We start from the raw sequence: 19077 nt of genomic DNA on the forward strand, positions 1-19077 counted from the left end.
CCTCCTTATCCCCCCATATCTCTGCTGTTGGCACTCTAATTGCATTTCTCCTGTCAGAGTCATCTGTTTGACGGAGAATTCCATGGATCACCTGCTTTATATCGCCATGTCCGGGGCCAAAGAGACCATGAACAGCCTGGCTGTTCGCGGCAACAACCTCGCCAATGCCAATACCACCGGCTTCAAGTCCGATTTTGAGCAGGCGAGAAGCATGCAGGCGTTCGGAGAGGGCTTGCCAAGCCGGGTGTTTGCCATGGCTGAGCGCCCGGGGCAGAACCTGCAGCATGGCATGCTGATGACCACCGGACGGGATTTGGACGTGGCGGTGGATGGTCCTGGCTGGATTGCCGTGCAGGATCCCAAGGGCGGTGAGGCCTATACCCGCATGGGGAATTTGCAGGTCAATGCGACCGGCAACTTGCAGACCTCGACCGGACTGAATGTGGTGGATGACGGTGGTCAGCCCATCGTGCTGCCGATGCCGATGGAGAAACTCGAGATCAATCGGGATGGCACCATCAGCGGTCGTCCGGAGGGGGCAGCCGCCAACTTGCCGGAAGATTTTCAGCGGATCAAGCTGGTCAACCCGGCCGCCGATGCGGTGGAGAAGGGGCAAGATGGTCTGTTTCGCCGCAAAGATGGCCAGAATGAACCCGCCTCTGCCAATGTCGGCCTGATTGCCGGCTCCCTTGAGGGGAGCAACGTCAATGTGGTGGATGAGATGACCAACCTGATCCGGCTGCAACGCCAGTTCGAAACTCAGGTCAAAATTATGAAGACGGCCGAAGAGAATGATGAAGCTCAAACCCAACTGCTGCGAATCAGCTAATCAAGGAGTTACCTATGAATCCCGCACTCTGGATCAGCAAGACCGGGTTGGATGCACAGCAGACCAATATTTCGGTCACCTCGAACAACCTGGCGAACGCCAGCACAGTGGGCTTCAAAAAGTCACGGGCCATCTTTGAAGATCTGCTTTATCAAAACATCAATCAGCCCGGTGGCCGCTCCTCTGCCGATACCGAGCTCCCCTCCGGCTTGATGTTGGGGGCGGGTGCCAAGGTGGTGGCGACCCAGAAAAACCACAGCCAGGGCAATGTGCAAACCACCGACAACTCGCTCGATTTGATGATCAGTGGTCGTGGCTACTTTGAAATTCAGCTGCCGGATGGCAGTGCAGCCTATACCCGCAACGGTCAGTTCACCCTCAACGATGAAGGGACCATAGTGACCCCGGGTAATGGCTACCCGCTGCAACCGGAAATCCAGATCCCGGAAAATGCCCAGAGCGTCACTGTGGGTGAAGATGGCCAGGTCTCGGTGCAGCTCAAGGGCGATGGCGCTTCTCAGGTCGTCGGTCAGATCAATATCTCCGACTTCGTCAACGCCAGCGGCTTGCAGCCGATGGGGGAGAACATGTTTGTCGAGACCCAATCCAGCGGTGCTGCCGCTCAGGGGACTGCCGGTGCCGATGGCTTGGGGGTGATCAAGCAGGGGATGCTGGAGACTTCCAACGTCAACGTGACCGAAGAGCTGGTGAACCTCATTCAGGCTCAGCGGGTCTACGAGATGAACTCCAAGGTGCTCTCCGCCGTGGACGGCATGATGTCCTTCCTGATCCAGCGTACCTAATTAGGAGGTGCATGATGAAAGCCGTATGGATGCTGGGATTGTTGGTGCTGGGAGGGTGTAGCAGCACTCCCAATACGCCCAAGCCTGATGATCCCGAGTTTTCCCCCGTCTATGGGGAGTCGGAGCCGGTGTCGGTGCGACCGACAGGGGCAATTTTCCAGCCGGATCAGGTCAATGGCATCTATTCGGATATCAAGGCTCACAAGGTAGGCGACATCATTACCATCGAGTTGTCGGAGTCGACCTCCGCCTCGAAAAAGGCCAATACTCAGAGTGGCAAGAATAACAAGTTCAATCTGGACCCGGTTAAGTTGGGTGGCGTGCCCGTGACCGCCAGCCCCTATGATCTCTCAGCCTCCATTGCTCAAGACAGCGCGTTCAAGGGCCAGGCCAAGGCGGATCAGAGCAACAGCCTGCAGGGCAATATTTCGGTCAGCGTGGCCAAGGTACTGCCCAACGGCAATCTGGTGGTGCGCGGCGAGAAGTGGATCATGCTTAATAATGGCAATGAATATATCCGGATCACCGGCCTTATTCGCCCGGAGGACGTGACGTCTGATAACAGCGTTTCGTCCCAGAAAGTGGCCAATGCCCGCATTTACTACGGTGGTACCGGCGATCTGGCCAATAGCCAGGAGCAAGGGTGGCTTACCAGCTTTTTCAATGGTCCCTGGTGGCCGCTCTAGGAGATGTTATGAAGTCACTCCGTCTTGTCACACTGCTCTGCTGTCTGCTGCCCTTGGGCGTGGCCAATGCGGCCCGGATCAAGGACATCAGCTCGGTTGAAGGGGTGCGTAACAACCAGCTGATTGGTTACGGTCTGGTGGTGGGGTTGCCCGGCACTGGCGAGAAGAACAACGCCTTCACCGAGCAGACCTTCCGTACCATGCTCAACAATTTTGGCATCAAGGTGCCGGATAACATCAAGCCCAAGATCAAGGATGTGGCGCCGGTGGCGATCCATGCCGACCTGCCTCCCTTCTCCAAGCCGGGCCAGACCATCGACGTGACGGTCTCTGCCATCGGCGAGGCCAAGAGCCTGCGGGGCGGCACTCTGCTGCAAAGCTTCCTGAAAGGGCTCGATGGGCGGGTCTATGCGGTCGCCCAGGGCAGTCTGGTGGTCGGTGGTCTGGGGGCCGAGGGGGCTGATGGTTCCAAGGTAGTGATCAATACCCCGACCGTCGGGCGGATTGCCAACGGTGCGACCGTGGAGCGGGAGGTGCCCAACTCCTTCAGTCAGGGGGACACCATCACCTTCAACCTTAACCGACCCGACTTTACTACAGCGCGCCGTCTGGCCGATGTGGTCAACGATCTGGTGGGGCCCAATACCGCTCAGGCGCTCGATGCCACCTCGGTCAAGGTCTATGCCCCGCGGGATCCGGGTCAGCGTGTCTCCTATCTCGCCACCATCGAGAATCTGGAGGTGGATCCGGCCAACGAGGCGGCCAAGATCATCGTTAACTCCCGCACCGGCACCATAGTGATCGGCAGTCAAGTCAAGCTCAAACCGGCGGCCATCAGCCATGGCGGGTTGACGGTGACCATCGCCGAAAACCAGCAGGTCTCCCAGCCCAACCCGTTGGCGGGAGGAGAGACGACGGTGACCAACAACTCGACCATCAATGTCCAGCAAGAGCCGGGGCGGATGTTCAAGTTTGATACCGGTGCGACCCTGGACGATTTGGTCCGGGCGGTCAATCAGGTTGGAGTCGCCCCCGGTGATTTGATGGCCATCCTTGAAGCGCTGCAGCAGGCAGGCGCCATCGAGGGGCAACTGGTCATATTGTAACAAGCGGCAAGTGGTTGCCACGGGTGGCAATGAGGTAAGCAAAATGGCGGAGTTTGACAGCAACAGCGGTATGAATCTCGGGATGGTACAGGACATCAAGAACCTGGATCGTCTGCGCCAGATGAGCCAAAGCAAAGAGGGGCAGGCCGAAGCGCTCAAGAGTGCGTCACGCCAGTTCGAGTCAATCTTTACCCAGATGCTGTTTCAGAGCATGCGTCAGGCCAACGGGGTGTTGACTCAGGACAACCCGATGAACAGCAGCTATACCCAGTTCTATGAAGGGATGCTGGATGAGCAGAGGGTCGCCGACATGTCCAGCAAGGGGGGGCTGGGATTGGCTGACATGGTGGCCAAGCAGCTCTCTCCCGAGACCTTTACCCATCAGGATGGACGGGTGCTCAAGATGCCACAGCGCACCGAACGGACCTACAAACCCTATCAGCCACCCACGGCCGCTGCCGATGATTTGATCGCGGCATCAAAAGTTGGCAAAGATTTTGCTGAAAGAGAGATGACCGAGGGGGTCAAGGAGAGCCACGCACTCACTATGCCCCGTCGACTGCACCGCAGCATTCCGCCCATGGGACGCATGGCCAGCGAAGAGGGCAGTGCCACCGGTAGTGGGGGCAAAGAGTTCGATACACCGGAAGAGTTCGTCAATCGCCTGATGCCGCTGGCCAAGAAAGCGGCCGACAAGCTGGGGTTAAGCCCGGCGGTACTGGTCGCCCAGGCGGCACTGGAGAGCGGTTGGGGCAAGCGGGTGATCAAGGATGGCGAGGGGCAGGTGACCCATAACCTGTTTGGCATCAAGGCCGATCCGCGCTGGGAAGGGCCAAAGGCGGTGGTCAGCACGCTCGAGTATGAGCAAGGCGTCGCCTCCCGCCAGAAAGCGGCATTTCGCTCCTATGAGTCGTTTGAAGAGAGCTTCAACGACTACGTGGACTTCCTCACTTCCGGCTCTCGCTACAAGGGAGCCCTGGCGAAGGTGGATAGTCCTGATCGCTACTTCGAGGCGCTGCAACAGGCGGGTTATGCCACCGACCCGCACTACGCCAGAAAATTGAAACAGGTATTGCGCAGTGATGCCATTGCCCAATACAACGAGATGGAGCTGTAACGTATGGCAAGCGACCTGCTTGGGATTGGTTCATCGGGCGTGCTGGCACAGCAACGCCTGCTGCAGACCACCAGTAACAACATAGTGAACGTCAATAGCCAGGGCTATGTGCGTGAGCGTACGCTGGTGTATACCAATACCATCGGTCTGGGGACCGGTGACATCAAGACCGAGCGGGTGATCAACGACTATATGCAGGGGGAGGTGCGCCGTGATACCTCTGCCTATCATGCCTCCCTGACCCATTATGAACAGCTGGCTGGCGTTGACAGCTTGCTTGGGGATACCAGCAACAGCGTGGGGGCGGCCATCACCTCCTACTTCAAGTCATTTCACTCTGCCAATGAATCGCCTGCCGAGATCGGTGGGCGCAAGGTGGTGATGACGGAGTTGAGTGGCATGGTCAACCGTTTTCATACCCTCTCGGCGCAGCTCGACAAGCAGAGCGATACCCTCAACACCCGCATTGAAGATGAAACCAAGCAGGTCAACAGCCTGCTCACCAGCATCAATGATCTTAATCAGGCCATCATCCGCACCCAGGGGTCACCCGAAGAGAACCTGATGCTGTTTGATCAACGGGATGAGGCGATCCGCCAGCTGTCGGAGAAGATGGATATTCGCACCGTAGCCCAACCCAACGGCAGCATGCTGGTCAATATGAGCACCGGCCATTCGCTGATCCTCGATGGGGGCGTCGCCCAGTTCAAGGTGATTGCAGGAGATCCTGACTCCCGGGATCAGGAGCTGCAGCTGACCCTGGGGGCGAACAAGGCAACCATCGATCACGATACGTTTGGTGGTGCCATGGGGGGGCTGTTCAAGGCGCGTACCGACCTTGAGCCGACCAAGCGCGAACTGGGGCAGCTGGCCGTGGCGATGGCGGATGCGATGAACCAGCAGAACCGCCTCGGGATGGATCTGGATAACGAGATTGGCGGCGATATCTTCACCCTGCCTACCAGCAAGGGCTTACCCTACGGCAATAACACGGGGACGGTCGGGGCGAATGTCAGCTTCGTGCCGGGCAAGGGGACATCAGTGACCCCGTTTGATTACGAAGTGCAATTTAGCAGCGCTACCGGTTATGAGGTGTTCTCGCTCGACAAGTCTGGCAATCGTACCTCTGTGAGTACGGGGACCATGCCGCCAGCGACCTTTGAGCTGCCCGGACACGGGATCTCGATCGATCTCACCGGTACGCCGGCTGCGGGTGACAAACTGTTGCTGCAACCCACCAAAAGTGCGGCCGCCGGTCTGGGTCAGCTGATCACCCGACCGGAAGATTTGGCCCTGGCCTCTCCGCTTAAAGCGGAAAAGACCACTAATAATGGCGGCGGGGCAGATGTCAAACTGGGTGGCGTATTCAATACAGGTGCAGGGTCAGGTTTTGGTACCAATAGTCTGAGCCCGACAGCGCCCCAGGTGGTCAAAATTGATGGCAGTGGTAACTATCAGGTGTTTCAAGCCGATGGTACTACCTTGATTGGCACTGCCCCTGCGAGCAGCAAAGGGCAAAACCTGATGTCTGCGATCGTCAACCCTTTCCCCGCCGGAGCCGCAGTCTATGCCAACCCGAAACAGGCCCCCGGCTACGAGTTCAGCATCACCGGCACGGTGGATGCCGGTGACAGCTTCAAGCTCAGTTACAACAGCAATGGCTTTGCCGATAACAGCAATGGCCTGGTTCTGGCCGAGCTGCAAAACAAGGATCTGGTGCGCAAGAGCACCAATGGTGGGACGACCAACGACAAGATGACCTTCAATCAGGCCTATTCCGGGTTGGTGATGGAAGTGGGTAACAATACCAGTCAGGCAAAAACGCTGCTCAAGGCCAATGAGTCCAAGCTTATCCAGAGCACCGGCATCTTTGAAAGCGTGTCTGGGGTCAATCTGGAGGAGGAGGCGGCCAATCTGATCCGCTTCCAGCAATCCTATGCGGCATCGGCGCAAATCGTCAGCACGGCCAAAACCATTTTCGATACACTGCTCTCTTCCGTGAGGTAACGTCATGCGCATCACCACCAACATGATCTACGACCGGAATTTATATTCCCTCAACAGTGCCAACGAGCGGTTGAATACTGCCTATCAACAACTGCAAACCGGCAATAAATTTCAGACAGCTGGAGAAGATCCCGCAGGGATGAGTCAGAAGATGGCTCTGACCAAGGAGATTGACCTGTTCAAGCAGTACAGTGTCAATGGCAGCTTGCTGGAAAACAGCCTGGGGCATGAAGAGACAGTATTGGATTCTCTTAATACGGCGATGCTCAGTGCCCAGACCCTGATCCAGAAGTCAAATAATGGCGCTATCAGCATGGATGATCGCAAGGCCATCGCCAGCGAGCTTGAAGGGTTGCAGCAGCAGATGTTCGACCTGATGAATAGCAAAAACTCATCGGGTGAATTTATATTTGGTGGCAATCAGAGCAAGACCCAGCCATATATAAAAGACGTCAACGGAAAATATATTTATCAGGGTGATCCAGGTCAGCGAAATATTCAGGTCTCACCCACAGTACAAATCGCTGCCAATGATTCCGGGCAGGATCTGTTTGAAATCGTGGCGACCAGAAGAACCGCCAGTGCAACCACCGCAAATATCAAGGTCGGGATAGGCGATCAGGGTAACTTTGATAATTTCTATAAGTCCAATTATAACTCGGCACTGCCCAGCAACACTTATACCGTATCAACCACCATAGGTCCGCCTGATACCTATGATATCAAGGATGCCGGTGGCAATACGTTGCAAACGGGTAACTACACTGCTGGCACCAAGATCCCCTTTAATGGTCTGGAGTTGACCCTTGATTTGCCTGCAGGTGGTGCGGCTCAGCAGTTTGATCTTAATCCACCGAAGAATGACAACATATTGAATGGTATGTCGGACTTTATTACGGCTCTGCGAGATCCGGCTATTTCTGCCGAGACCTTCGAGCAGAAAATAGCCGATGCCACCGTTCATATGAAAAATGCCCGTCTGAATATCGATCATGGGTTGGGTGAGTTGGGCGGCCGGATGAACAGTCTGGAGCAGGCTATGGGCTCCAATGAAGGATTGAGTACCCTCAACGCCGAGGCGAGAGCCAAGGTGTCGGAAGCGGACCTTTATGAAGTGATTTCCGCGCTGTCAAAAGAGGATGCGGCATTGAGTGCCTCACAACTCTCTTTCAGCAAAATAAGCCGTCTGACGCTATTTGACTATATTCGCTAATTAAAGAAGGGCCCCTTTGGGGCCTTTTCTTTTGTCCAGAATATGAAAATTGGTTCCGTGTCATCTCCTGCCAATTGTAACAAGCTGTTGCCGTTGCCCATTTAATGGTGGTTGCGGGGTTGACCTCCCAGCGGGATTGGATAATCATGCCGCCCGCACAACAGAGGGTTGTGCGAATTATTTGCAGCATCTCGTTAGGCGAGGCTCCTGTATAAACACAGGCCACTGATCTCACGACGTCCAGAGACGCCCAAGATCAGGACAGTTTTCATCGGATTAAGGTGTAAACCCAAGTGGCTTCCGGCATGCCGGATACGTTATACAGTGCTAAAGCTGGTACGTGGGGATGATGACACGCCGAACGGCGTCATTTCCTGCCTATTACTCGTCAATCAAATTGCTGTTTTCTTGTCGTTGCCTCCGGCTATTTCTGGAGGCATTCAGGCTCGCCTGAAATCACATGAGGATATCTGTGATGAAGAAAACACATACCATTCTTAACCGTCACCAACTGCTCGATCTGGCCGCCCTGCAGGGTTGGCTGGAACATAATCTGGATCCGGTTCAGCGCGCCGATCAACTGCTGACCCTGCGTCCGGAAGAGCTCAACTGTATCTTTGATACCCTGCCAATCCCGCAAGGGGCCGAACTGCTTGGTTCACTCTCGGCCGAGAGTGCCGGGCGCCTGTTGCAGCGGCTCCATGGCAGCATCGTCAGCGTGTTGCAGGAGGCCATTCCCCGCCGCGAGATGGTCGCCATCCTGCGCAAACTGGGTCGTCAGGATCGCACCATGTTGCTGGCTCGCTTTCCGACCCAGGCTCAGGCCATGTATTACTCCCTACTGGATTGGCCCACCGAGTCAGTGGGTGCCAACATGCGCCACGAATATCTGGCGGTGCGGGAGGAGGACACGGTCGGTCACGCCAAACAGCTGATCCACGATGCCTGGGACAATGCCCAGCTGTTTCGCCATATTTATGTGGTCAACGGGGATGGTCGTCTGCAAGGAAGCCTCTCCCTCAAGACCTTGCTGATCGCCGACCCGCTGGCCAGTGTCGCGACCCTGATGGATCGGGAGACGGTGCGGATCAACGCCCGAGCCGATCAGGAGCTGGCAGCGCGCCTGCTCATCGACCGCGACCTGTCGGTATTGCCTGTCGAGGATCAGGGGCGACTGGTCGGTATTTTCCACGTCGATGATGCTGCGGATATTCTGGAGCTCGAATCCACCGAGGATGCCGAGATGCAGGGTGGCTCCTCGCCACTCGATACTCCCTATCTGCAGGCGACTCCCTGGCAGCTGTGGCGCAAACGGGTGGGCTGGCTGCTTATCCTATTTGTGGCGGAAGCCTACACCGGCACCGTGCTGCGGGCATTCGAGGAGCAGCTGGAAGCGGCTATCGCGCTGGCCTTCTTTATTCCGCTCCTGATCGGTACTGGCGGTAACAGCGGCACCCAGATCACCACCACCATAGTACGTGCCATGGCGGTCGGGGAGGTGAGTCTGCGCAATCTCGGCACAGTGCTGAAAAAGGAGCTCTCCACCGGTCTGCTCATCTCGGGTGCCATTGCCATGGCGGCCTGGGTACGGGCATGGAGTCTCGGCGTCGGTCCCCAGATTGGCATGGTGGTGACCTTTACCATCATCGCCATCGTGCTCTGGAGTGCTACGGTCGCATCCATTATTCCCATGGTGCTGCGCCGTTTCCGCATCGATCCGGCGGTGGTCTCTGCGCCATTCATCGCGACACTGGTGGATGGCACCGGCCTTATCATCTACTTCGAGATGGCCAAGTGGTTGCTGCCCGAGTTGCAGTAACGGGTAGATTGATATGAAAAAGGCAGCCATTGGGCTGCCTTTTGCATTTATCTTTCCGGTTTAGCCGAGCTGGAACAACAGTGGCCAGCCCTGCTCCTGACAGTAGCGGTGCTCCTTCTCCAGATTTTGCATCAGGAGACGGTTCTCCTCGCACCAGTCGATCGGCAGGGTCACGACCAGCTGATCCCCTTGCACTGCGACTTTCCACTCAGGCAGCAGGTTGTCCTGCCGCTTGTGGTGAGCGGCGACTGCGAGGCGCAGGATTCGGATGCAGCGCAGCACCGTCTGCATGTCGTGGTTGGGTAGGGGCGGCAGCTCGGAGAGCTTGAGCCCCTTGCGCTGAAAGCGTACCAGCGCAGCCAGCAGCGCCTGATCGTCCTGGTTGAAGCCGGGCAGGTCGGTGTGTTGCAGGATATAGGCGGAGTGGCGATGAATGCCGCTGTAGTTGATGGCAAGGCCAATTTCGTGAAGCCGGGCCGCCCAGCCGAGGATGGCTCGATAGGGCTCTACTTCCATCTGCCAGGGCTCTTGCAGGGCATCGAACAGCGTCAGCACGCTCTGCTCCACCCGGGCGGCTTGTTTGCGGTCCATCCGGTAGTGGGTACCGAGCGCCTGTGCGGTGCGTTCGCGAATATCGTGGTGCTGCAAGCGCTCCTCGAACTCATACAGCAATCCTTCGCGCAGCGCACCATCGGAGTAGTCGAGCCGCTGGATGGGCAGCGAAGTAAACAGCCCGAGCAGGATGGCGACCGCAGCGGCAAACACCTCCTGACGCTCCTCGGTAAGCCCTGTCAGCTTGAGGTTATCGACTCGCTTGCGCTCAATCATCAGCGCCTTGAGCCGCTCCAGCCCCTCCAGCGTAATACTGCCATCGGTCAGCCCCTCACCTTGCAGCACGTCGCGCACGGTACGAATGGAGCCTGAGCTGCCAAGGCAGCTCTGCCAGCCCAGCTTGCGGTACTGGTTGACGATGGGGGCGAGCTGGTGCTGCGCCTCCAGCACGGCATTGGTGAAGTGCTTGTCGCTCAGCTTGCCGCTGGCAAAGAAGCTCTGGGTAAAGCTGACGCAGCCCATCTTGCGACTGGTAAGGGCCTTGTGTTCAAACCCTTCACCGATGATGAGTTCGGTGCTGCCGCCGCCGATATCGATCACCAGTACCTGGCCCTCGATATGCTGGGTATGGGCAACCCCCTGATAGATGAGCCGTGCTTCTTCCTGCCCGCTGATGATCTCGATGGGGTGGTTGAGCACCTTGGCTGCTTCACTCACAAATTCGCGCGCGTTGCTGGCCCGGCGCAATGTGTAGGTACCTGCGATGCGGATCTGGTCCGGTTTGATATTGGTGAGGCGCTCAGCAAACAGCGAGAGGCAGGCGAGGCCGCGTTCCATCGCCTCCGGGCTCATCCGCTTCTGCTCATCCATCCCTTCCGCCAGACGCACCCGCTCTTTGATGCGATCGACGATGCGAAAACGCCCTTCGCTCAGATGGGCGATCACCATATGAAAACTGTTGGAGCCGAGATCCACGGCGGCATAGAGACTATTGTCCATTGTTTGACTCGATACGTTTGAGATAGTCGTAAATCGCCACCTGAGAGCGGATCTTGCGGCGGTTGCCCCGCTTCACATACTCGTTCTGCTGGTCGGCATCAATGACCCGCGCCTTGCAGGTATCACTCAGTTGTAGTTCGAGAATGTCCATGATGCGCTGCTTGAGGCGCTCATCATAAATGGGGGTGCCCACCTCAATACGGCCGTCGATATTGCGGCTCATCCAGTCTGCGCTGGAGATATAGAGCTGGGGGTTGCCCTTGTTGTGGAACACCATCACCCGCGGGTGCTCGAGGAAGCGGTCGATGATGCTGATCACCTTGATGTTGTCACTGAGGCCCTGCACGCCCGGACGCAGGGCGCACATGCCGCGGATGATCATCTGGATCGGCACCCCGGCCTGCCCGGCGGCATAGAGGCGGTTGATGAGATCCTTGTCCACCAGATTGTTGATCTTGAGGATGATGCCGCTCGGCTGGCCCGCCTTGGCGTTGGAGAGCTCGTTGTCGATGAGGCGATAGAGCTGACGGCGGCTGTTGATGGGGGAGACCAGCAGGTGGTTGAATTTGTAACGCTTATAGGGGTACTCGATGTATTCAAATACCCCTTCCACTTCGGCGGTGATATCCGGATTGCGGGTCAGCAGCGAGAAGTCGGTGTAGATCTTGGCGGTCTTCTCGTTGAAGTTGCCGGTGCCGATATGGGCGTAGCGCACCGCCTCGCCATTTTCGTGGCGGGTGATGAGGCAGAGCTTGGAGTGGATCTTGAGGCTCGGCACCCCGAACACAACCTTGACCCCGGCATCGGTGAGAATATTGGCCCAGTCGATGTTGGCCGCTTCGTCGAAACGGGCGCGCAGCTCGACCACCACGGTCACCTTCTTGCCGTTGTTGGCGGCATCGATGAGGGAGTGGATGATCCGCGACTTCTTGGCCACCCGGTAGATATTGATGCGAATGGCGCTGACCGCCGGGTCGAACGCCGCCTGGCGCACCAGCTCGGTGAAGTGGTGGAACTTGTGATACGGGTAGTAGAGCAGGATATCCTGCTTGGTAATCGCATCGAAGGCGTTGACGAAGCCGTCAAAATCGCGGCAATCGAGGGCCGGCAGCTTGGGGTTTTCCAGATAGTCACGGCCCACGTTGGGGAAGCCGATGAAATCCTTGAAGTTGTGATAGCGTCCGCCCGGCATGATGGCGTCGTAGGAGCTGATCTGCAGCTTGAGCTTGAGGAAGCTTATCATGGCAGCGGGCATCTCCCGCTCGTAGACGAAGCGCACCGGCATGGCGGTGAGGCGCTGCTTCAAGCCGTCACTCATCTTGTCCACCAGGCTCAAGTCCAGCTGGTCGGAGAGATCATATTCGGCATCCCGGGTCAGCTTCACCGCATAGGCGGCAATCTCGTCGTAGTCGAAGAAGCCTTTGAAGATCTCGTCGAGGCAGAAGCGGATGACGTTATCCAGAATGATGATCTGCTTCTTGCGGCGGGTCCCTTCCGGCGGCAGCTGGAAGAAGCGGGGCAGGTCGTCGGTCGGCACTTCCACTAGGGCGTACTGGATCACCTGACCGTTCTTCTTCATCTCGATGGCCAGATAGGTGTACTCATCCTTGAGGAATTTGACCGGATTGACCTCTTTGTTGAGCAGGATCGGGATGATGTGACGCAGCACCTTCTCCTTGAAGAAGACCCGCAGCCACTTCTGAATGGCATCGGAGAGCTGGTTCTCGTTGACCAGAAAGATGTTGTGGCGGGCCAGCGCAATCAACAGTTCTTTATAGGTGTTGTCGAACGCTTCACCGAGCGCCATCACTTTTTGCTGGATGGCGCGCAGCAGCACTTTCGCTTCATCGTCGCCACCATGTACTTCATTGATGAGGATGCGACGCTTGACGTCCGATACCCGTACCTTGAAGAACTCATCCTGGTTGGAGGAGAAGATCCCCAGAAAACGAACCCGCTCGATGAGGGGCACCGTCTTGTCCATTGCCTCTTGCAACACCCGTTCATTGAATGAGAGCCAGCTCAGCTCTTTCTCTTCATACTGCTTGTCGGTGCTCATCTTGTGCCTCTGTTTCAGGTCGCGTCTGCGCGGCAGTTATGGCGTTAATATATGACAAATAAATGACAGCATTGTTACTGCTCGCTGAACCCTTCGTCGATGTCGACCACCAGATCGTCGGAGAGGGATTCCAGCGCGGTGATAAGCGTATCCATCGCGAGCCCGTCGGGCAGGGCAACCAGCGCATGGGCATAGAAGAGCGGGGCGCCGGAGTGGGGAGCCGGTTCACAGCCGGTGGTGAGATCGGCCACGTTGATCTCGAGCTGGCGCAGGATGCTGGCTACTTCATGGACGATACCGGGGCGGTCGTTGCCGGTCACCGTCATCATGACTTGATGGGCTGGCTCGGTGGTCGGTGTCCCTTCGGCAAAGCTGATGGTCAGACCCGGTAGCAGGGCCAGTGCTTCGCACAGGCTGCGATAGTGCTCATCGGGGACAGAGACATGGAGGATACCGGCAAACTGGCCCGCCAGTTCGCTCATGGCGCTGCCCAGCCAGTTGCCCTGCTCGCGGCTGATGACTGCAGCCAGACTCTCGACGATCCCGGGTTTGTCTGCACCGATCACGGTGACCACCAATTGCTTTTGCATCCTGCTCTCCTTGAAATGGGATTTCTTGCTCTATCCCTATTGTGCCTGCTGGGGCTGGTCATATGAACCCCCGCCTGCTGACAAATAGATAAAAAGACGGGACTTTTCACTTTCTATACACGGGTCTGCTGCCTTGCTCCGTGGCGGCTGTGGTAAAGTGATTCCCCTTTCGTGTCATGAACTGGATCGTGCTCTCATGAATACCCTTGTCCTATCGGGATTGTTGTTGCTGGCGCTGCTTGTGCTGGCGATCTTCTGGAGCAGAGGCAGACAGCAAAAGCGCCTGCCCTATGATGTGCAGGAGACCCTGTTCAGTCCCGCCGAGCGATCCTTCCTCGGGGTGCTGGATCTGGCGGTGGGTGACAAGGCCCGGGTCTTTGCCAAGGTACGGGTGGCCGATGTGCTGACGCCGCAGGCCGGGATCGGCAAAAGTAAATGGCAGCAGTACTTCAACAAGATCAGTGCCAAGCATTTCGACTATCTGCTTTGCCACCCCGCGGATCTCTCCTTTATCTGCGCCATCGAACTCGATGACAGCTCCCATCGTCACCAGAAGCGCAAGGCGCGGGATCTCTTTCTGAAAACCGCCTGCGACAGCGCCGGACTGCCGTTGCTGCAGATCCCGGCAAGTGCCAGCTATCTGGTGGCAGAGCTGCGCGAACAGATCCTGCCGCTGCTGGTCAAAACCAGCGAACCATTGATCGACGATCTGCCGCACGGGGCGCGCCGCGAGCCCACCTTCAACCCTCTGCTGCTGGACGGCGTGGATGTCGGTGCCGGGATGCGTGGCCGCAATGCCCATGCCGAGGCCATCTCGCCTGCGTCGCTCCGCGAGCCCGCCATTCAGGCCAAGGGGGTGATGGAGGCGCCACAGAGTGAGGGGGAGCTGGTCGATGGCTTGTTTGCCGATGTGGAGGATGATGAAGAGCACGAGGTACACCACTGCCCTCGTTGTGATGCACCTCTGGTGGAGCGGGAGGCGAAAAAAGGCCCCCACGCCGGTCGACTCTTTATGGCTTGCAGCCGTTTTCCCGAGTGTCGTTACGCGGCGCCGCACCACCATAATCGCCACTGAGAGCGCTTCACTGTGTCCCATGCTGCCCTCTGACGAGGGCAGTTTTCTTTCCGCTTTTGGCTGCGTTTGTTAACGGCGCCAATGCAGAAAATTCCTCGGCAAAATTTATCTAATCTCCCGTTTCTGTCGATACACTTAGCCTGAATACGACAATTTTTGACAATGTGTCGGAATTTTGGCACTTTGTGTGCCAGCAAAAAGACAGTCGGTAGCTGTTTTATCATCAAATAAAACAATAAGTTAGTTCAGGACATCGCGAGGAATGGATATGGTGGAGATGGGCGTGTTGATTGTTGATGCCGATGCGCAGCGGCGCCAACAGTTGGGAACCGTGCTCTCGTTTATGGGGATCCCGTGGCAGGAGGTGGCACAAAGCGATCTGGATGTGGCCATCGAATCCTCCGGTCCGCTGCAAGGGGTACTGGTAGGTGAGCTGACCGACCGTCCCTTGTCAGAGCTGCTGGCTGCCTTCCCCCGTACCCCCTTCCTCTCGCTGGTTGAGGCCGATCTGCCCAACAGCAACTTTATCGGGGTCGCGCTCTCGCCCTTTACCTATGAATCCCTTACCCGTCATCTGCACTTCTGTCAGGCGTTCGTCTCCTTGCATCCTCGTCAGCAGACCCATGACAAGGGTCAGGCCCTGCTGCGCTTGCTGGTGGGTAAAGGGAAGGGGATCCAGGAGGTACGCCGCCTCATCAGCCAGGTGGCCGAGACCGATGCCAACGTGCTGATCCTCGGGGAGTCTGGCACTGGTAAAGAGGTGGTGGCGCGCGCCATCCACGAACTCTCTTCCCGCAGCAGTGGCCCCTTCGTGCCCATCAACTGCGGAGCCATTCCCGCCGAGCTGCTGGAGAGCGAACTGTTCGGCCACGAGAAGGGAGCCTTTACCGGCGCCATCGCGGCCCGTCGTGGTCGCTTCGAGCTGGCGCAGGGGGGCACCCTGTTTCTCGACGAGATCGGCGACATGCCGATGCCGATGCAGGTCAAACTGCTGCGGGTATTGCAGGAGCGGTTGTTCGACCGGGTCGGTGGCGGCAAGCCCATTCAGGCCGATGTGCGCATCATAGCGGCGACCCACCGGGATCTGGAGGCGATGATCCGCACTCAGGGTTTCCGCGAAGATCTCTACTACCGCCTCAACGTCTTCCCCATAGAGACGCCGCCGCTGCGGGATCGCATCGACGACATCCCGCTGCTGCTGCAGGAGCTGCTCAACCGCCATGCCGAGCAGCACCACGGCTTTATTCGGCTGACTCAGCGGGCGCTGGAGTCACTGATGCAGTACCCCTGGCCCGGCAACGTACGCGAGTTATCCAACCTGCTGGAACGGCTGCTGATCCTCTACCCGCACCAGATCGTCGATGTGGCCGATCTGCCGAGCCGTTATCGCCTGCTGCCGAGCGAGCCGCGGGATGAGCGGCTGACCGAGATGGATGAACGGGATGCGCTGGCGGCGGTGTTTCAGGATCCGCCCGAGCTGGATCACGCCCTCGCCTCGGCTCGCACCATGCAGCTGCCGGAGGAGGGGGTCAACCTCAAAGAGATGCTGGCCGACCTCGAAGTGGAGCTGATCCGTCAGGCGCTGGAGTCTCAGGACGGGGTGGTGGCCCGCGCCGCCGATCTGCTCGGCATGCGGCGTACCACTTTGGTGGAGAAGATGAAAAAGTACGGGATGAGCAAGGACGTCTGAGGGTCAAAGCCTTGACGCCAACATGCAATCTATTGTTTTAATTAACATATTTTAGTGGCATGGAAATTGAATAACCTGACCCAATAGCCAGTTTGAGGTCAGGTTTATGACAATCCAGCAGCAGGACATGCCACTCCAGTCCCACGAAGTGAGCCAGCTCTATGCCATCTTCAAGGCGCTCCCCACCGGGGTGTTGCTGCTTGACGGGGCAGGGGTGGTCACCCGCGCGAATCCGGCGGCCATCTCCCTGCTGGGGGAGCCGCTGGAAGGGGAGCTCTGGCGCCACATCATTGCCCGCTGCTTCGAGCCGCGCGAGGATGATGGCCACGAGATCTCCCTGCGCGATGGGCGCCGGGTGCAGCTCTCGACCCAACCGCTGCCGGATCAGCCCGGCCAGCTGGTTTTTATCAATGACCTGACCGAAACCCGTAAACTGCAAGACCGCATCAACCACATGAAGCGGCTGTCGGCGCTCGGCAATATGGCGGCCTCGCTCGCCCACCAGATCCGTACTCCGCTCTCTGCCGCCATGCTCTATGCCGCCAATCTGGCCAACCGTACCCTCAAGCCGGAATCTCGCTCTCAGTTTCAGCAAAAGCTGATGGCCCGTTTGCAGGATCTGGAGAAGCAGATCAACGACATCCTGCTGTTCGCCCGCAATGGCGACAATCAGGTGGTCACCCCCATCTCGGTACAAGGGCTGCTGGCCGAAGTGCAGGCCGGAGCCGAGGCCTTCTGCCAGCAGCAGGGCTGCGAGCTGCACATGGAGGCGCCAGAGCCAGATCTCTGTCTGCTGGCCAACAGCAGTGCGCTGGCGGGGGCCATCAACAATCTGATTGCCAATGCCCAGCAGGCAGGGGCCACCTCACTCTTGGTCAGCGCGGTACGCAGCGGTGCCCGGGTAGAGATGCGGGTCATCGATAATGGCAAGGGGATCCCTTCCCATCAGCTCGGTCAGGTATTCGAACCCTTCTTTACCACTCGCTCCCAGGGCACAGGTCTCGGGCTGGCGGTGGTGCAATCTGTAGTGCGTGCCCATCAGGGGGAGGTCGGTGTGGCCTCGGTTCCCGGTGAGGGCACCTGCTTTACTCTGTCGTTCCCCCTGCATCAGCAACCGGTGCAGCTTGGAGGTGTAGCATGACACAGGCCAGGATCCTGGTAGTTGAAGATGACAATGGCCTGCGCGAAGCGCTGGTGGACACCCTGTTACTGGGGGGTTATGAGTGCCGTGAAGCGGACAGCGGCGAGCGGGCTCTGCTGGCCCTCTCCCGTCAGCCGTTTGACATGGTGATCTCCGATATCCAGATGGGGGGGATGGACGGCCTCACCCTGCTGGCCACCATCCGCCAGCAATATCCGCAGATCCCTGTGCTGCTGATGACCGCCTACGCCAACATCGACGGTGCGGTGCGCGCCATGCGTGAAGGGGCCATCGACTATCTGGCCAAGCCGTTCTCGCCGGAGGTGCTGCTTAATCAGGTCAGCCGCTATGTACCCGCCCAGAAGGTGGAGAAGCGCGCCGTGGTCTACGGGGATCCCAAAACTGCCGAGCTGTTCCAGCTGGCGACCCGGGTGGCCAGAAGCGAAGCGACCGTGATGGTGACCGGCCCGAGCGGGACGGGGAAAGAGGTGCTGGCCCGTTACATTCACGACAATTCCAGCCGCGCCGAGCAGCCCTTCGTCGCCATCAACTGCGCCGCCATTCCGGAAAACATGCTGGAGGCGACCCTGTTTGGCTACGAGAAGGGTGCTTTCACCGGTGCGGTACAGGGGTGCCCGGGCAAGTTCGAACAGGCGCAGGGGGGCACCCTGCTGCTCGACGAGATCACCGAGATGGATCAGGGGTTGCAAGCCAAATTGTTGCGGGTGTTGCAGGAGAAAGAGGTGGAGCGGCTCGGCAGTCGCAAGATGATCCCGCTGGATGTGCGGGTCATCGCCACCAGCAACCGGGATTTGAAAAAAGCGGTGCAGGATGGCCTGTTCCGCGAAGATCTCTACTATCGCCTCAACGTCTTCCCGCTGCGCTGGTCTGCCCTCTGCGAGCGGCCCGGTGATATTCTGCCGCTGGCGGAGCATCTGCTGGCGCTTCATGCCAGTCAGCAGGGACTGCCGACACCACAGCTGACGGACGCCTCGCGGGAGCGACTGCTGGCCCACCCCTGGCCCGGCAATGTGCGGGAGCTGGACAACGTGGTACAGCGGGCCCTGATCCTCAGCCCCGACGGGGTCATTGATTGTGACCACCTCATTCTGGAAGAGCTGGACGAGCAGGAGATGGAGTTTGTCAGCGTGGAGCGCAGCTATGGCGGCGATCGCCTCGGCAGCGAGCTCAAGCAGCAGGAGCACCAGATCATCCTCGACACCCTGCAAGATTGTAACGGCAGCCGCAAGGCGGTGGCCGACCGACTCGGCATCAGCCCGCGCACCCTGCGCTACAAGCTGGCCCAGATGCGGGAGGCGGGGATCGACCTGCCAGCCTGAGGCCGAGAGGGAAACCGCACTGTGTGGGGGCTGTCATGGTCTTGACGGCCC

General features: G+C 58.2%; 15 protein-coding genes and 1 riboswitch. Of the genes, 12 read left to right on the forward strand and 3 right to left on the reverse strand.

The features are described from left to right. Nucleotides 1-82 precede the first annotated feature (82 nt). The 8 genes from flgF to mgtE all read left to right on the forward strand — a co-directional run bounded on the left by flgF (nt 83) and on the right by mgtE (nt 9580). Complete coding sequence (flgF, locus tag OKC31_RS07490) at nt 83-829, forward strand: flagellar basal-body rod protein FlgF (RefSeq protein WP_005334159.1); 747 nt, start codon at nt 83-85, stop codon at nt 827-829. Nucleotides 830-843: 14 nt separating this feature from the next. Then, nucleotides 844-1632: a flagellar basal-body rod protein FlgG gene (gene flgG, locus OKC31_RS07495; RefSeq protein WP_005334158.1), complete on the forward strand. Its 789-nt coding sequence runs from the start codon at nt 844-846 to the stop codon at nt 1630-1632. Between the two features lie 14 nt (nt 1633-1646). Then, nucleotides 1647-2318, forward strand: a complete 672-nt coding sequence (gene flgH / locus OKC31_RS07500; RefSeq protein WP_005350662.1) for a flagellar basal body L-ring protein FlgH — start codon at nt 1647-1649, stop codon at nt 2316-2318. 8 nt (nt 2319-2326) lie between these two features. Then, nucleotides 2327-3424, forward strand: coding sequence for a flagellar basal body P-ring protein FlgI (locus OKC31_RS07505; protein ID WP_005350664.1), 1098 nt, complete (start codon nt 2327-2329; stop codon nt 3422-3424). 43 nt (nt 3425-3467) lie between these two features. Next, on the forward strand, nt 3468-4541 hold the full coding sequence (gene flgJ, locus OKC31_RS07510; protein WP_270656633.1) for a flagellar assembly peptidoglycan hydrolase FlgJ: 1074 nt from the start codon (nt 3468-3470) through the stop codon (nt 4539-4541). Nucleotides 4542-4544: 3 nt separating this feature from the next. Next, nucleotides 4545-6548: a FlgK family flagellar hook-associated protein gene (locus OKC31_RS07515; RefSeq protein ID WP_270656635.1), complete on the forward strand. Its 2004-nt coding sequence runs from the start codon at nt 4545-4547 to the stop codon at nt 6546-6548. A gap of 4 nt (nt 6549-6552) precedes the next feature. Further along, nucleotides 6553-7761, forward strand: coding sequence for a flagellar hook-associated protein FlgL (gene flgL / locus OKC31_RS07520; protein ID WP_076492068.1), 1209 nt, complete (start codon nt 6553-6555; stop codon nt 7759-7761). A 183-nt stretch (nt 7762-7944) separates the two neighbouring features. Further along, a riboswitch (M-box (ykoK) riboswitch) is annotated at nt 7945-8114 on the forward strand. Between the two features lie 122 nt (nt 8115-8236). Beyond that, nucleotides 8237-9580: a magnesium transporter gene (gene mgtE, locus OKC31_RS07525; RefSeq protein WP_019446139.1), complete on the forward strand. Its 1344-nt coding sequence runs from the start codon at nt 8237-8239 to the stop codon at nt 9578-9580. A 60-nt stretch (nt 9581-9640) separates the two neighbouring features. Here mgtE and ppx read toward each other — a convergent pair whose 3' ends face one another. From ppx to OKC31_RS07540, 3 genes are all read right to left on the reverse strand, one after another. Next, complete coding sequence (gene ppx / locus OKC31_RS07530; RefSeq protein WP_270656636.1) at nt 9641-11131, reverse strand: exopolyphosphatase; 1491 nt, start codon at nt 11129-11131, stop codon at nt 9641-9643. Continuing rightward, the gene (gene ppk1 / locus OKC31_RS07535) at nt 11121-13190 is read right to left on the reverse strand and encodes a polyphosphate kinase 1 (protein ID WP_270656639.1); all 2070 of its coding nucleotides are present in this window, start codon (nt 13188-13190) and stop codon (nt 11121-11123) included. Before ppk1 ends, ppx begins: the two co-directional genes overlap by 11 nt. Nucleotides 13191-13264: 74 nt before the next feature. After that, on the reverse strand, nt 13265-13780 hold the full coding sequence (locus tag OKC31_RS07540; protein ID WP_139463284.1) for a glycine cleavage system protein R: 516 nt from the start codon (nt 13778-13780) through the stop codon (nt 13265-13267). A gap of 196 nt (nt 13781-13976) precedes the next feature. On the opposite strand from OKC31_RS07540, the gene OKC31_RS07545 reads away from it, so the two are divergent. The 4 genes from OKC31_RS07545 to OKC31_RS07560 all read left to right on the forward strand — a co-directional run bounded on the left by OKC31_RS07545 (nt 13977) and on the right by OKC31_RS07560 (nt 19026). After that, the gene (locus OKC31_RS07545; RefSeq protein ID WP_270656640.1) at nt 13977-14855 is read left to right on the forward strand and encodes a DUF2726 domain-containing protein; all 879 of its coding nucleotides are present in this window, start codon (nt 13977-13979) and stop codon (nt 14853-14855) included. Nucleotides 14856-15123: 268 nt separating this feature from the next. Then, a complete protein-coding gene (locus OKC31_RS07550) occupies nt 15124-16545 on the forward strand; it encodes a sigma-54 dependent transcriptional regulator (RefSeq protein WP_031227792.1) in 1422 nt (473 codons plus the stop codon). Nucleotides 16546-16651: 106 nt separating this feature from the next. Beyond that, nucleotides 16652-17686 (forward strand): sensor histidine kinase, encoded by a 1035-nt coding sequence (locus OKC31_RS07555; RefSeq protein WP_076492076.1) that lies wholly within the window; start codon nt 16652-16654, stop codon nt 17684-17686. Next, nucleotides 17683-19026: a sigma-54-dependent transcriptional regulator gene (locus OKC31_RS07560; protein WP_021231049.1), complete on the forward strand. Its 1344-nt coding sequence runs from the start codon at nt 17683-17685 to the stop codon at nt 19024-19026. Before OKC31_RS07555 ends, OKC31_RS07560 begins: the two co-directional genes overlap by 4 nt. Nucleotides 19027-19077 lie beyond the last annotated feature (51 nt).

The organism is Aeromonas sp. Y293-4 (assembly GCF_027705905.1).
Lineage (GTDB): Bacteria > Pseudomonadota > Gammaproteobacteria > Enterobacterales > Aeromonadaceae > Aeromonas > Aeromonas veronii.